Annotated in this window: 10 protein-coding genes and 2 tRNA genes; 6 read left to right on the top strand and 6 right to left on the bottom strand. The window is 51.4% G+C overall.

The genetic code is table 11. The features are described 5' to 3' along the window. Positions 1-218 precede the first annotated feature (218 nt). The 5 genes from aroF to ABEB26_RS05730 form a co-directional block, all read right to left on the bottom strand. Complete coding sequence (aroF, locus tag ABEB26_RS05750; RefSeq protein WP_345721017.1) at positions 219-1,262, bottom strand: 3-deoxy-7-phosphoheptulonate synthase; 1,044 nt, start codon at positions 1,260-1,262, stop codon at positions 219-221. A gap of 124 nt (positions 1,263-1,386) precedes the next feature. Continuing rightward, positions 1,387-1,833 (bottom strand): hypothetical protein, encoded by a 447-nt coding sequence (locus ABEB26_RS05745; RefSeq protein ID WP_345721016.1) that lies wholly within the window; start codon positions 1,831-1,833, stop codon positions 1,387-1,389. A 123-nt stretch (positions 1,834-1,956) separates the two neighbouring features. After that, a complete protein-coding gene (locus tag ABEB26_RS05740) occupies positions 1,957-2,643 on the bottom strand; it encodes an LppX_LprAFG lipoprotein (protein WP_345721015.1) in 687 nt (228 codons plus the stop codon). A gap of 30 nt (positions 2,644-2,673) precedes the next feature. Then, positions 2,674-3,648 (bottom strand): MBL fold metallo-hydrolase, encoded by a 975-nt coding sequence (locus tag ABEB26_RS05735; RefSeq protein WP_345721014.1) that lies wholly within the window; start codon positions 3,646-3,648, stop codon positions 2,674-2,676. Between the two features lie 70 nt (positions 3,649-3,718). Continuing rightward, positions 3,719-4,585 carry a helix-turn-helix transcriptional regulator gene (locus tag ABEB26_RS05730; RefSeq protein WP_345721013.1) on the bottom strand — a complete coding sequence of 289 codons (867 nt, stop codon included), beginning with the start codon at positions 4,583-4,585 and terminating at the stop codon, positions 3,719-3,721. An 81-nt stretch (positions 4,586-4,666) separates the two neighbouring features. On the opposite strand from ABEB26_RS05730, the gene ABEB26_RS05725 reads away from it, so the two are divergent. Further along, complete coding sequence (locus tag ABEB26_RS05725) at positions 4,667-5,659, top strand: SMP-30/gluconolactonase/LRE family protein (protein ID WP_345721012.1); 993 nt, start codon at positions 4,667-4,669, stop codon at positions 5,657-5,659. A gap of 47 nt (positions 5,660-5,706) precedes the next feature. Here ABEB26_RS05725 and ABEB26_RS05720 read toward each other — a convergent pair whose 3' ends face one another. Next, the gene (locus ABEB26_RS05720; protein ID WP_345721011.1) at positions 5,707-6,630 is read right to left on the bottom strand and encodes a lytic polysaccharide monooxygenase auxiliary activity family 9 protein; all 924 of its coding nucleotides are present in this window, start codon (positions 6,628-6,630) and stop codon (positions 5,707-5,709) included. A gap of 491 nt (positions 6,631-7,121) precedes the next feature. Between ABEB26_RS05720 and ABEB26_RS05715 the strand changes: the two genes are divergently transcribed. The 5 genes from ABEB26_RS05715 (at position 7,122) to smc (ending at position 14,333) form a co-directional block, all read left to right on the top strand. Then, the gene (locus tag ABEB26_RS05715) at positions 7,122-9,560 is read left to right on the top strand and encodes a glycoside hydrolase family 9 protein (protein WP_345721010.1); all 2,439 of its coding nucleotides are present in this window, start codon (positions 7,122-7,124) and stop codon (positions 9,558-9,560) included. A gap of 406 nt (positions 9,561-9,966) precedes the next feature. Further along, positions 9,967-10,042: transfer RNA gene (locus ABEB26_RS05710), tRNA-Ala, on the top strand. Positions 10,043-10,069: 27 nt separating this feature from the next. Then, positions 10,070-10,145, top strand: a tRNA-Ala gene (locus ABEB26_RS05705). Positions 10,146-10,261: 116 nt separating this feature from the next. Next, complete coding sequence (locus ABEB26_RS05700) at positions 10,262-10,741, top strand: GNAT family N-acetyltransferase (protein ID WP_345721009.1); 480 nt, start codon at positions 10,262-10,264, stop codon at positions 10,739-10,741. 13 nt (positions 10,742-10,754) lie between these two features. Next, positions 10,755-14,333, top strand: a complete 3,579-nt coding sequence (smc, locus tag ABEB26_RS05695) for a chromosome segregation protein SMC (protein WP_345721008.1) — start codon at positions 10,755-10,757, stop codon at positions 14,331-14,333. Positions 14,334-14,354 lie beyond the last annotated feature (21 nt).

Raw genomic sequence — 14,354 nt, 5'->3', positions numbered from 1 at the left:
CCCTGCCGCCCAGCGAGGCGAGGGGGAACCAGCTCATCATGAGATTAGAATGCCCCTCGCCCGCCGCAGTGGGAGAGGGGTTGGGGTGAGGGGTCTTAACAACCTATCTTATAAGGTTACCTCCCCTCCCGCCCAGCGAGGCGAGGGGGAATTCCTCTATTATGAAGACTGAAACGCCCCTCGCCCGCCGCAGTGGGAGAGGGGTTGGGGTGAGGGAGCTAAACCGTGGCGGCTTTGGTGCGGCCTTGGATTGGTCGATCCATGGCATCGGCGATCCGTTCAACTTGCTCCATCAATTCGACGAAACGTTCGGGCAAGAGCGATTGTTCACCATCCGACCATGCTTCGGCGGGGTTAGGATGAACTTCGATCATCAAACCATCAGCACCCGATGCGATGCCAGCGCGAGCCATTGGCAAAATGCTCTGCCAGCGGCCAGTTGCATGGCTGGGATCAACAATAATCGGCAAGTGGGTCAATTCGCGCAATACAGGAACCACACTCAGATCAAACGTGCCACGTGAGTGATCATCGAAGGTGCGGATGCCACGTTCGCACAAAATGACTGCTTGATTGCCTTCAGCCATAATATATTCGGCGGAAAGCAGCCAATCTTTGACGGTTGAAGAAAGGCCGCGCTTGAGCATGACTGGGCGGCGAGTGCGGCCAACCCGCTTAAGCAAGGCGAAATTTTGCATATTGCGTGCGCCAAGCTGCAAAATATCGGCATATTCGGCCACCAAATCAACTTGCTCAGTATCCATCACTTCGGTAATTACCGGCATGCCAGTGAGTTCGCGGGCTTCGGCCAACAGTTTCAGCCCATCTTCGCCCATGCCTTGGAAGCTATAGGGCGAGGTGCGTGGTTTGAAAGCGCCACCACGTAGAATTGTAGCTCCAGCGGCTTTGACGGCTTCGGCAGTGGTGAGCAATTGTTCGCGGCCTTCGACTGAACATGGCCCAGCCATAACTACCAGCGAAGGCCCACCAATTTGCACCCGATTAATTTCAATAATCGTGTCGGCTTCGCGATATTCGCGGCTGACCAATTTATAGGGTGCGGTGACGCGAATGACATCACGCACGCCAGGCATCAATTTAAGCCGCGCAGCTTCGGCAATCGCCCCTTTATTGCCGGTAATCCCGATCGCCGTGCGGGTTGGGCCGGGCATGGTGTTGGCCTGCAAACCCATGTCCTCGATCACTGTACAAACAGCTTGAATATCCTCAGGTGTAGCGTGTGCGTCCATGACAACTAACATACAACCTCGCATTGGGTAACGCATGACATAGATAAAGAGCTACGATAAACTCGTAGCTCTTGGTATCATCGTTACTATTTTAATATTCCGCCTATCGGGATTCTAACACCCAGATAGGTAAGGGTCAAATTTGGCGCGAGGTCAAAACATCGTTACGTTCGATCGCGATTGCCCCAGGTAAATCGGCCAAGGTTTGTAAATTCAGGCCAGTTGGTAATTCTTCGAGTGGTTGTTCAAAAAAGATGACCCGTACGATTGCTTCATCGTTGAGCATATGCCAAATCATATTCTCACGGCTGATCTGGCGTACCCGTGGTGTTTCGCCAATGCGAATGCGTTGGGCGAACGATAAGGCATCATCGGGCGTGCGGAACAGCACGACATGGCGGGGTTTGCTTTGGGCAGCGGTGTTTTCGTCGATATCATCATCAAACTGGGGCTTTGGCCGCGCCAAATAATGATAATAATGAGTTTGCGCCAAATGTGCCACCGAGCCATGGACTAATTCGTCGAGTTCAGCGCGTGGCATGCCAAAACGATCAGCCACTAGATCGCTATTGTGTTCAGTCATAGCAGCCCACCCTGTAAATATATCGTTTAATGGTTGATCAAGCATGTTTGGATACCTCGCGATTACAGTGTTTGGTCTAGCCATAGCATCGTGGTTCGACATAACGAACCAGCCTACGGAAAACTATTGTGGTGGCTCGATTGTGAGCGTTTGGTTGAATTTCGAAACAATCAAGGTGCGCTTGATGCTTTCTTTTTCGGTGCTGACCAAGCGGCCAACTGCAACCAATTGCCGTAATAATTTATCGTCTTTGCCAATCCACAGATCGAGCTTAATCGTACCAGCTTCGGCGACTCCACCAGTCAGGGCTGAGACGCTTTGGGCATCAACTTCGCCGCTGATATGATAGGTTGCCGTGCCGTCGATTTCTGCCTCTTCAACAAAAGTTGGGTTTTTAAGGCCGCGCAGCACATCACTAATACCCTTGGCAGGCGAAAATGTTTCAAGCCCGCCAGTATCTTCCAACTTTTCGAAGGCGGTTGGATTGAATGGATTAGGCGTGATCCAGGCATCGGCTCCGATGATAACGCCATTAATATTGACGGCGATTGGTGCGCCTGCCAATTTGGCCTTGATTTTAGCCTGAATTTTATCAGGGCGAATGCTATCGCCATCAGCATCAATGATGATAATATCGCCCAAAGGCGCGGCTTCGCCTTCGCTGACCGTTAGTTTAAAGTGAAAATTGTTGACGCTTTCAAAGGCGGTTGCGCCTTCGCTCGCTACTTTTGCTGCATCGACATCGGCGTTGCCACAGGCCACCAAGGCCATTGCTACCACCAATAAGCCAAGTTTTTTCCACCAGCGCATACACCCTCCAAAAAACGTTGCGAATCGGCGTTAGTGTTGATCAAGAAAGATAATCTGTCTAGCCCGTTGTTCGCGACGCAATCGCCCTTGACCCTCTAAATAAACCAGATGGGCCAAGGTTTCGGTGATTGCGAAGCGTAGTTGATGGGCTGAAAGGGTGGTTACGCCAAAGGCAAATTCGCAGACTTCAAAGGCGGTTTTGCCTGTGCTAGCGTAATCGTGCATCAAATCAAGCCGATGATCATGATGTTGGGCTATTTCATGACAACGTTCACGAAAGGCCATAATTGGCTTGCGATGCCCTGCCAAAGCCAAGCGTACATCGAGTGCTGCAAATTCGTTGAGCGATGCCAAATAATCGGCTAACGGATCGCGTTTGGCTTCGGGCCAAAGGCTAATGTTGGGTGTAATATCGGCCAACACATGGTCAGCCACGATTAATAATTGATCAGCGGCATCGTATAAACAGAGCTGCCCATCGGCGTGGCCAGGTGCGTGCAATAATTGCCACGAGCGTTGCCCAAGCTGCAAAGGTTGGTTCATATCCAGCGACTGAAGCACAGGTTTGGGATCAACATACTGGCTTGCATCCATGGTATGTTGCCAAATTTGGCGATTGAGATCGTTGGGCATGCCGTGCAGTTCGAAAAAATCGGCCAAATGATCGGCGGCATCGGGCAATGGCTGATACCAAGCGCGTTGCACACTTTGAATTTCAATTGGCGACATCCAAACGCTGGCTCCACTGCGCTCAGCCATCCAGCCCGCCATACCATAATGGTCAGGATGGTAGTGGGTCACAATGATTTGCTTAATCTGTGACCACGCAATGCCTAACTGCTCAAAGGTTTCGAGCCATGTTTGCTCAGCTTGGGCATACCGCATGCCGGTATCGATCACGACCCAACCATGATCAGCCTTGAGCAAATAGCAATTGACATATTTAAGTGGCAACGGCACAGGAATTGGCACGCGATAGAGATCAGTGGTGATTGGTTCAAACATGTGGCTATCTCGATACAACAACGTAGTAGTATTATGCGCTACTTTTCGCTGCTGCCATGTTAGCAGAATGTTAGATCGTGGTGCTCAAAGCTTGTTCAAGCTTCTCGCGGGTCTGCGCCTCATCCAACGGCAAATATACCACCAGCTGTTGGTGATCGCTATTGTGAATTTGCAACACTTTGGGATGAAACACCAAGCTGCCTAGCTCCCAATGGCGTAATTCTTTGCGTTCAATTGTGATGCCGCCAACGTCGTGTTGCGCCCACAACTGGCAAAATTCAGGGCTGATTGCCATCAAATCATCAATTAATGCTTGTAAAATCGGGTGACCAATATACTTGGTGCTGTTGGCACGAAAAAATGCCAATACCCGCTGGGTTTCGCCAACCCAATCAGCAAAAAATAACCGTGCGCCAGGTTGGCTGAATGTCATCCACAATAAATTGCGTTCACGCATACTTTTGGCTTGCCAATCGCCAAAAACCAGCTGGGCAGCTTGGTTCCACGCCAATACGGTGCAACATGGGCTAATCACATAAGCAGGAGCAGGATCGAGCATATCGAGCATCAGTTGCGTGCCTGAATCGATTTCATGACACAGCCATGGGACAGGATGAACGCTATCGCGAGCTAAAACATACAAATGCTCACGCTCATAGCCATCAAGTTGTAACACCCGCACCAAACTTTCCAATACTGCGCTTGAAACTTGAATTTCACGGCCTTGCTCAAACCATGTATACCAACTAACGCTCACTCCCGCCAACAAAGCGACCTCTTCGCGACGTAAGCCTGGGGTACGGCGGCGTTGGCCATTGGGCAAGCCAACACTTTCGGGCGAAATGCGGGCACGCCGAGCACGTAGAAAATCGGTCAGCAAGCGGCGACGTTGCATATGATTGGTGTTGGTTGGTGCAATACTAGGAGTTTTCATCATAGGATATTTCCATGTCTTACTAGCGAGACCGTGGCTTGGTAGCATTCTGCCGTGATCATTATTCAAGAAAGGAATGCTCCAATGGCTCAGATCTATCTATTAATGCTGCTTATCTGTGTGAGTTTAACGAGTTGTGGGAGCACCGTCGCCCCGACTGCAACCGTTGTGCCAAGCGCAACTAGCGTTAGCCAAGCTGAAGTAACTGCAACTGTTGCCCCAACGCTGGAGCCAACAACTGCCCCAATTGTGACAATCACTGCGCCTATTACCTTGAGCGAAGGTTTTGCCCAGCCAGAAGGCATGTTGCACAATCAACTCAGCGATCTGTATCTGGTTTCAAATATTAATGGTACACCATTTGGCCGCGATGATAACGGCTATATTTCGCAAATTAACCCCGATGGCACGCTTAAACAAGCCAAATGGATCGATGGTGCGACTGCTGAGGTTGAATTGAACGCGCCCAAAGGCATGGCGATTGCCAACGATACCCTATATGTGTCCGATCTGGATAGTGTGCGCTTGTTCGATGCGGTTTCGGGCGAGGTCAAAGGCACAATCGCGATCAGTGGCAGCAGCTTTTTAAATGATGTTGTGGCGCGGGATGATGGAACGGTCTTTGTCAGCGATATGGGGATTAACGAGGCATTTGGCAGCACTGGCACGGCGGCGATTTATCAAATTGACCCTGCTGGTAATGTTTCGCTGGCGGTCAAATTAGCCAATGGTAACCCCAATGGCTTGGCAATAACTGCTGATGGCAGGCTGTTGGTTTGTCGTTACGATACTACCGAAGAGATTTTTGAACTGACTGCTGATGGTACATTGCAGACTTATCGCAAGGCCAGTGCTAGCCAACACGATGGCTTGGTGGTGTTAGCCGATCAAAGTTTGTTGGTTTCGGTTTGGCGCACAGGCAATATCCATCAATTAATGGCTGATGGCAGCGAAAGCATCATGTACTATGGCACGACTGGCGCTCCCGCCGATATTAATGTCGATCACCAGCGTGGGGTTGTGTTGATGCCCTTGATTATGACCAACCAAGTAGCGTTATGGCCGTTAGCTAATTAAATCCAAAGCCCCGCAGATTCAGTCAAATCTGCGGGGCTTTTACCCATTTAATTAATCAATTGCCATAGCGCTGGTACTGCTGAGGGTTCCCAGCCTGGCAGTGAGGTATGGCCTTGGCGGCAGATGTAGGTGTTGCCAGCGTAAGTTACGCCTGCACCAGTGGCATAGCTGGTGTAGGGTTGCCAAGCCTGAGTGGTTGGGTTGGTTGGGGTGGCGGTCGGTACACTGGTTGGGCGCGGTGTGGCGGTGGCAATCGGTGTGCCTGTTGGTGGCACGGTTGCGGTTGGTATAGCGCTTGGCCGCGGCGTGGCAGTTGGCACACTGGTTGGGTTTGTGCCGCCAAATGTTACATCCGAGCAGGTGTAAAAAGCCTCAGCACTATCCGAGCGCTGCCAAATTGAATAGATCAAATGGCGACCAGTTTTGTTGCTCGGAATGCGGGCATTGATCACATATGAACCATTAACTAATTGCGGATTGGTGACTTTCAAAAAGGGCGTGGCCTCAAGATCCGACCATTTGAGGGCTTGGGTCGGGCTATAGCCGTCGCGAGTGATGTAAAACTCGAACGAACCTGGGTGGGGTGCAGTCGCCCGATACAGAAAACTCATCGAACTACCCGAAGTTAAAGGCGTGGCGGGCCAATCGGCGCGAGCTAGATCGAAGCCGGCATACTTGGCACGGCCTGCACTACACAACTTGCCATCGGGAATTAACGAACGATGCTGACCCGCAGCATTACCAATATTAACTTCATTCCAATCGTAGAGCGGCTGTGTGCCCCCAAGCTCAATCGCCGCCCGACAAGCGGCGGTATCAGGGGTTTCTGGGCCTTCCAGAAAACATGCATACGTCCGACTGACTGGCGTTTGCATTGCTCCATGAGCATTAACTTGGCTGCTAACCGCCAAAACCAGTAATAATGCCGACCAACAACCGACGGTTAAACTAAAGATACGGCGTTGTACCATTGGATTGTCCCCCTCGTACTAGGTTCGGAGCGGCGTGGCTCCGCGTTATGGGTTTTCCAGTTCAACACGACCAACGATGGCGGACAAAAGCGTAAAGGCTTGATCGTAGTAATATTTAATACGCTCTTTATAATTTCACTGGAATTATAAAGTTTTCTTAAACAAAAGTCAATGATTTTTAAGGAATATGGTGCAAAAGCGTTTGATCGATTACATTGGTTTAACAATCCATATCACAATTTGGGTATAGCATGATTTAGCTATTCTAGCGCTAGGGCATTGACATAGTTGTAAAAATCATTTAATATTTGCTGCAATAATTTGGGAACGATCTCAAATAGTTGTTGCAATTAAAAGCGTTTTGCTGCGACTGCTAGCTGAGCAATCTTCATCCTAGATTGAAACCGATCCCAAATACTGCTCTCCTTAATTATTGTGAACTGTTGCAGCAGGTAATTGTGCTGTTGCAATAGCCCAAAAAGGATCGACCAATGACTGTTCATTTCCAACGGCGGAAACGATCGCGCACGCTGATCGCAGCCTGTAGTACGGTTGCGCTGACGGCAAGTGTAGCTTTTGGGAACATCTCCTCAGTGTTTGGGGTTGTCCAACACGAATCCCGCAATACGACTCCAGCTAATCTCCCCGCCGCTGCTGTGGCAGCTTCCTCGCTGATTCGGGTCAACCAACATGGTTATTTGCCCAATGCGATTAAACGTGCAAGTTTGGTCAATGGCAGTAACTCGCCTGTAGCATGGCAACTGCGCAATAGCTCAGGCACGACGGTGCTTTCAGGCAATACCACGGTTTTTGGCTACGATGCAAGCTCTGGCGATACGATTCATATCATCGATTTTTCGGGCTACACTGGCACTGGCAGCAGCTTTACGTTGGCAGCGGCAGGCAATTTGAGCCATCAATTTGATATTAGCGCGACTGTGTATCGCCAATTAAAATATGATGCCTTAGCCTATTTCTACCATAATCGCAGCGGAATTGCGATTACCATGCCCTATGCTGGGCGTAATGATCTGACCCGCCCTGCTGGCCATGTTGGCATCGCTCCCAACCGTGGTGATACCAACGTGCCGTGTGCGCCTGGCACTGGCTGTAGCTATTCGCTGAATGTGGTTGGCGGCTGGTACGATGCTGGCGATCATGGCAAGTATGTAGTCAACGGTGGGATTTCGGTCTGGACACTGCTCAATCAATATGAGCGCAACCAATATTTAGGTTCGTCGGCAGCCGATTTTGGCGATGGCCGCATGAGTATCCCCGAAAATAGCAATGGTGTAGCCGATTTGCTCGACGAAGCGCGTTGGGAATTGGATTTTATGTTGCGCATGCAAGTGCCTGCTGGCCAGCCACGAGCTGGTATGGTGCATCACAAAATGCACGATGCAAACTGGACGGGCATTCCACTACGCCCCGACCAAGATTCGCAAGATCGGGTATTGCGACCACCAAGCACCGCTGCAACCTTGAACTTGGCGGCAACTGCTGCTCAAGGTTCGCGGATCTGGCGATTCATTGATCCTAGCTACTCAGCACGTTTGTTGAGTGCAGCCGAAACCGCTTGGGCAGCGGCGCGAGCCAACCCCAACGTAATCGCCTTGGATAGTGATGGAACTGGTGGCGGTTCGTATGGCGATCCGCAGGTTGGCGATGAATTTTATTGGGCCGCCAGCGAACTCTACATCACGACTGGCAAAGCCGAATACAAGAGCTATTTGCAAAGCTCAAGCTACTACCAAGATGTACCGAGCGATTACAGCAGCCGCGAGCCAGCTATGACGTGGGGCACGACCGAGGCACTTGGTACAATTTCGTTGGCTGTTGTACCTAGCGGCTTCAACAGCAGCGAACTGGCGGGCGTGCGCAATGCCGTGATTAGTGCAGCCACCGTGTTTGCCAATAATACGACTGGCCAAGGTTATGGCACACCATTTAATTCAACCAGCACTGGCTACCCGTGGGGTTCCAACTCGTTTGTCTTGAATAATGGGATTATTTTGGGCTTAGCCCACGATTTTACTGGCAATGTGAGCTATCTCAATGCGATGAGCCAAGGCATGGATTATTTACTGGGCCGTAATGCCATGGATAAATCGTATGTAACAGGTTATGGCGAAAATCCATTGCAAAATCCCCATCACCGTTTTTGGGCCTTCCAGGCCAATAGCGGCTTTCCCCGCCCACCAGCTGGCGCAGTTTCGGGCGGTCCCAACTCGGCATTGCAAGATCCCTATGCCCAAAGCATTGGTTTGCCTGGTTGCAAAGCCCAAAAATGTTTTGTTGATCATATCGAATCGTGGTCAACCAACGAAATTACAATCAACTGGAATGCACCATTGGCTTGGGTAGCTGCTTACTTGGATGAAAAAGCTGGCTCGGTAACCCCACCGACGGCTACACCAATTCCAGCAACTGCGACCCCAATTCCGGCCACGGCCACGCCACGACCAGCGACGGCTACGCCAATTCCGGCCACGGCCACCCCGATTGGCCCAACTGCCACGGCTACGCCAATTGTGCCAACCGCCACGCCACGGCCAGCAACGGCAACCCCAGTGCCAACCAGCACGCCGATTGTTCCAACCCAAACCAACTCAAGTTGCCAAGTGACCTATACAATTTCTAACCAATGGCCAACTGGCTTCACCGCCGATGTTGTGATCAAAAACAACGGTGCGGCGATTAACGGCTGGAACCTTGCTTGGACTTACTCAGGTAATCAATTTATTAGCAATTTGTGGAATGGCAACGTGAGCCAAGCTGGTCAAGCGGTTAATGTGACCAACGTCAACTGGAATGGCTACCTAGGAACTGGGGCAACCGCCAGCTTTGGCATGCAAGCGAGCTTCAGTGGCACGAATACTAAACCAACTGCTTTCAGCTTGAATGGTGTTGCCTGTAGCGTTACGCCATAAATAGACTTATTCAAATTAAACCCCGCTCCTACAATTGAATTGATAGGAGCGGGGTTTTTTTAACCACGAAGGGCACGAAGAACACGAAGGATGAATGTATGTAACCAAAGGATAAAGTGTAGGTTAAATGAGAAACGCACCATTTTTATCGCATGATTGCTAACTTGAGAGCGGTCAGGGGCTAGGGTTCAGGGAATTGGCAATAGGTTTTGATAAAAGCAACATTCGTGAAATTTGTGGAATTCGTGGCTAAAGCAACTTCGTGCTCTTCGTGCTCTTCGTGGTTAAAAAGAAAAAGAGCATTACTCCTTGGTGGTTTCAACAGTTGCTTTCGCCAAATTTGACAGCCCATGCTGCCTGTGCTATAATCGTCCGCGTTGTGAACAAACACACAACACCGACAAGCGGGGGCGTAGCTCACCTGGTAGAGCGCGACAATCGCACTGTCGAGGTAAGGGGTTCGAGTCCCCTCGCCTCCACCAACTTGCTTGGTGTAACTAAATCGATACGGGGGTGTAGCTCACTTGGTAGAGCGTCGCAATGGCATTGCGAAGGTAAGGGGTTCGATCCCCCTCACCTCCACCAAATCAACTCAAGGCTCAACCCTTGAGTTTTTTGTTTTAGCGTTGCATCCAAGCTACCTGATACAGGTATAATATGCGCCAGTCACGACCACCAGTCCGTTGTGTTGAGGGAGTTCGATGCAGATTCGTGAAGCAACTGTTGATGAACATAGCCAAGCTTTGGAGATCATTCGCCAAGCCTTTGTTGAATATGAAACCATCCTCGATCCGCCCTCTAGTGTTGGCTGGGAAACAGTTGAGAGTTTTCGTGCTCGCATGGGCGATGGCGGGGTCTTGGTCGTCGAAGCGCACAATCAATTAATCGCCTGTGTACTCTACGAGCGGCGTGGCAGTGATACGCTCTATTTGGGGCGCTTGTCGGTGTTGCCCGCCTATCGTGGCCAAGGTTTGGCCAAACAGCTCATTCTTGCGGTTGAAGCAATTGCCCAAGCCGAAGGTTGCCAGATTATTAAGATCGGCGTGCGCCTAGCCTTGCCCAATTTGATCGCCATGTATCAACAATTGGGCTATATCATTACTGAATACCACAGCCATCAAGGCTATCCTGAGCCAACCTATGTGACCATGCATCACCAATTGCTCACCACCGCAGCATAAAGTAGGGCTTTGAATGTATCTCAAACGACTTGAAATTCAGGGATTTAAAACCTTTGCTAATCGCACAGTGATTGAGTTTCCGCTGGGAGTGACGGCGATTGTTGGGCCAAATGGCTCAGGCAAATCAAATGTCACCGATGCGATTCGTTGGGTGCTGGGCGAACAAAGTTTCTCAGCTTTGCGCTGTCGCCGCACCGAAGATCTGATTTACAGCGGCGGTGGCAAACGTGCCGCCCAAGGTATGGCCGAAGTTGCTCTGACAATCGATAATACTGATCGCACCTTGCCGCTCGATTTCAACGAAGTCACAATCACCCGCCGCTCGTTTCGCTCTGGCGAGAATGAATATTTCTTGAATAAAAATAAAGTGCGTTTGCGCGATATTCAAGAAGCCACATCGCCCTTGGCTTCGAGTTATACCCTGATCAACCAAGGTTTGGTTGATGCTGCCTTGACCTTACGTCCTGAGGAGCGTCGCAGCTTATTTGAAGATGCCGCCGCGATTAGCCTTTCGGTCAGCAAACGCGCTGAGGCCGAACGGCGACTCAAGCAAACCGAAGACAATTTGGGCCGCATTTTGGATACCTTGGCTGAGATCGAGCCACGTTTGAAGGTGCTGCGCCGCCAAGCGCGTGAGGCTGAGCAGGTTCATGAAATCGAAACCGCCTTGCAGCAAGCCTTGCTGATTGCCTATCGCCGCCAGTGGCAGGCCTCCCAAAGTTTGGTTGCCCAAGCTGAAACTGCCTTTACTGAGGCCGAAAAAGTGTTAGCTCAAGCCCAAGTTGGCCAGGTTCAAGCTGAGCAACAACTTGGTGAATTACGCCAGCAGCGTGATGAGCAGCAGCAATTGGTTGAGCAACAACACCAGCAATTGGCCCAATTTGAACGTGAATGGGAAGCCGTGGAGCGTGAATGGGCGGTGCTGCGCGAGCGTCAACAAGCGCTGAGCACCCGTCGCGCTGAAGCTCACGAGCGTCAACAAAGTTTAGAACAAGAGCAAACCCAAGCCCAAGCGCGGGCGGTAGAATTAGCTGAACAGGCTAGCCAAGCTCAAGCGGCCTTGATTGCGCAGCGCCAAGCTTTAACCACAATTGAGGCTGGGGAACAGGCTACGATTGCCGCCCGCCGCGAAGCTGATCAAGCGCTCAAACAAGCCCAAGAAGTTGCTTTGCAAGCAACCAAAGCCCTGAACGAGGCTCAGCAACGGGCCAAATTGCAGCAAGAGCGTTGGCAAGTGTTAGCCAATGAATTAACCACCAATCAACAGCAACTTACCGCTAGCCAAACGCGCATTCAGCAAGCCCAAACCAATCTAGACCAAGCCCAACAGCTGTATCAACAGGCCGAAATTGAATTTAACCAAGCCCAAGCCAATGAAGAGGCTGCCCAAAAAAGCTTGTTGGAAGCACGCAATCTGCGCCGCGAGCAGGAAGAAGCTGTAGCCTACGCCCGCCGTGAAGCCGATGCCTTGCATAGTCGCTTGGATGCCTTGCGCCGCACTGCCGCTGCCGGATCGGGCATGTTTACTGGCGTTCGCGCAGCTTTGCAATGGGCCGAAAAGCAGCAACAGCAATTTGCCGTGGTTGCCAGCGTGATCGAAGTGCCTGCCGAACTCGAAACCGCTTTGGAAGTGGCTTTGGGCGCACGCTTGCAAAATATTATCGTGCCCAATTGGGAAGCTGCCGAAGCCGCAATTGCTGAACTCAAACGCACTGATGCAGGCCGCGCCACCTTTTTGCCACTTGATACGTTGCGCACGCCCCGCCCGAGCCGCATTCCCCAAGGTCAAGGAGTTTTAGGTTTAGCTAGCGAGTTGGTGAACTATGCCGAGTCCTATGAACGGGCAGTGCAGCACCTGCTTGGGCGCACAATTGTGGTCGAAGACTTAGCCACGGCACGGCGAATTTTAGCTGAACTCGATGGTGCTTGGACGATTGTGACGCTTGGCGGTGAACAAGTTGGCTCATCTGGGTCGATGACTGGTGGCGCGAAAACTCGTGAGGCTGGTACGTTGCGCCGCGAACGTGAATTGCGCGAATTGCCCGCCCAACTTGAGGCCGCTCAACAACAACTTGCCGAGCACGAACAACAGCTCAAACTGGCGATCGCGGCAATTGGCAATGCTGAGAAAATGCTACGCGAAGCCGAGCAAGCCCGCCGCAGCAACCGGACCACCATGGAAAAAGCTCGCGATAGTTTGGCGCAACGCCAACGTGGCCTACAACAAATTGAGCAAGAGCAACAATGGCAACAACTGCGCAGCAACAATGTTCAACAAGAGCAAGCCAGCCTTGCCGAGCAACTTGCCGCCAGCCAAGCGGCAATTGAGCAGGCGCAAACCCATGTTGCTGAACATGAGCATTTGGTTGCTGTTGCCCGTGAGCAAGCCGAAACCGCAGCGGCAGCTAGTCGGGCTAGCGAGGAGCGGGTTGCCGCAGCGCGGGCAGCGATTGTTTCCAGCGATGCAACCTTGCAGGCGACCCAGCGTGCCCAACGCGATCAGCAACAGGTGATTGATGGTTTGGCGCGGCGTAGCCGTGAGGATCAGCAACGTCAGCACGAGTTGGCTGAACAATTGGCCTTGGCTGAAGCCCAAAGCGTGATTGTGGCTGAACGCCGTCAGCAAGCTCATCTGCAACGTGAGGCCGCTTATGCTGAGCAAGCCCCGCTGCTCGAACGCTTGAATCAGGCTACTTTGACATTGCAACAAGCTGAACAGCAAGAACGGACAGCCTCGCAGGCCTTTGTTCAAGCGCAAGCTAGCCTTAGCCGGGCTGAAAGCCAATTGGCAACGGCCAACACCCGCCGTGACCATGTGTGGGAACGTTGCGCCGAAGAGAACATTGATATTGAGCAATTGGATTTGAGCCAAACGCCTGAGGCTGAAGAGGCTGAATTATCAGCCCAAGCCTTGAACGAGCAAATTGATCAGTTGCGCAATAAACTGCGGCGAATGGGCACGATTAACCCGCTTGCACCGCAAGAATATGCTGAACTTGGTGAACGCAATCAATTCTTAACGGGCCAAGTCAGCGATATTCGCCAAGCGGCTGATGGTTTGCGCGAGTTGATTAATGAGCTTGAAACGGCCATGAATAGCCGTTTTGCCCAAACATTTAGCGCCGTGGCCGAGGAATTTAGCTTAGCCTTTACCCGTTTGTTTGGTGGTGGTACGGCTCAGTTGATTTTGAACGACCCTAATAGCAGCGAAAGTGGCATTGATATTATTGCCCAACCACCAGGCAAACGCCGCCAACCGCTCTCGTTGCTCTCTGGGGGCGAACGTTCGTTGACCGCCGTGGCGCTGTTGGTGGCCTTGTTGAAAGTTAATCCTACGCCGTTTTGTGTGATGGACGAAGTTGACGCAGCCTTGGACGAAGCCAATGTTGTGCGACTTCGTGAACAATTAATCGAGATGAGTCAACAGACCCAGTTTGTCTTGGTGACGCATAACCGTGGTACTGTGGAAGCGGCTTCAACCTTGTATGGCGTAACTATGAATCCTGATGGAGCTTCCAAAGTTTTGTCGATTCGCTTGGATCAGTTGGTCGATGATGGTGGGGCAGTGCGAATTGTTGAGACAGTTGGTTAAGAAACTACCACACTATCCGGC

Source organism: Herpetosiphon gulosus, from assembly GCF_039545135.1.
GTDB classification, from domain to species: domain Bacteria; phylum Chloroflexota; class Chloroflexia; order Chloroflexales; family Herpetosiphonaceae; genus Herpetosiphon; species Herpetosiphon gulosus.
The sequence above is the reverse complement of the archived record's forward strand: the minus strand, read 5'-3'. Positions and strand labels throughout refer to the sequence as shown.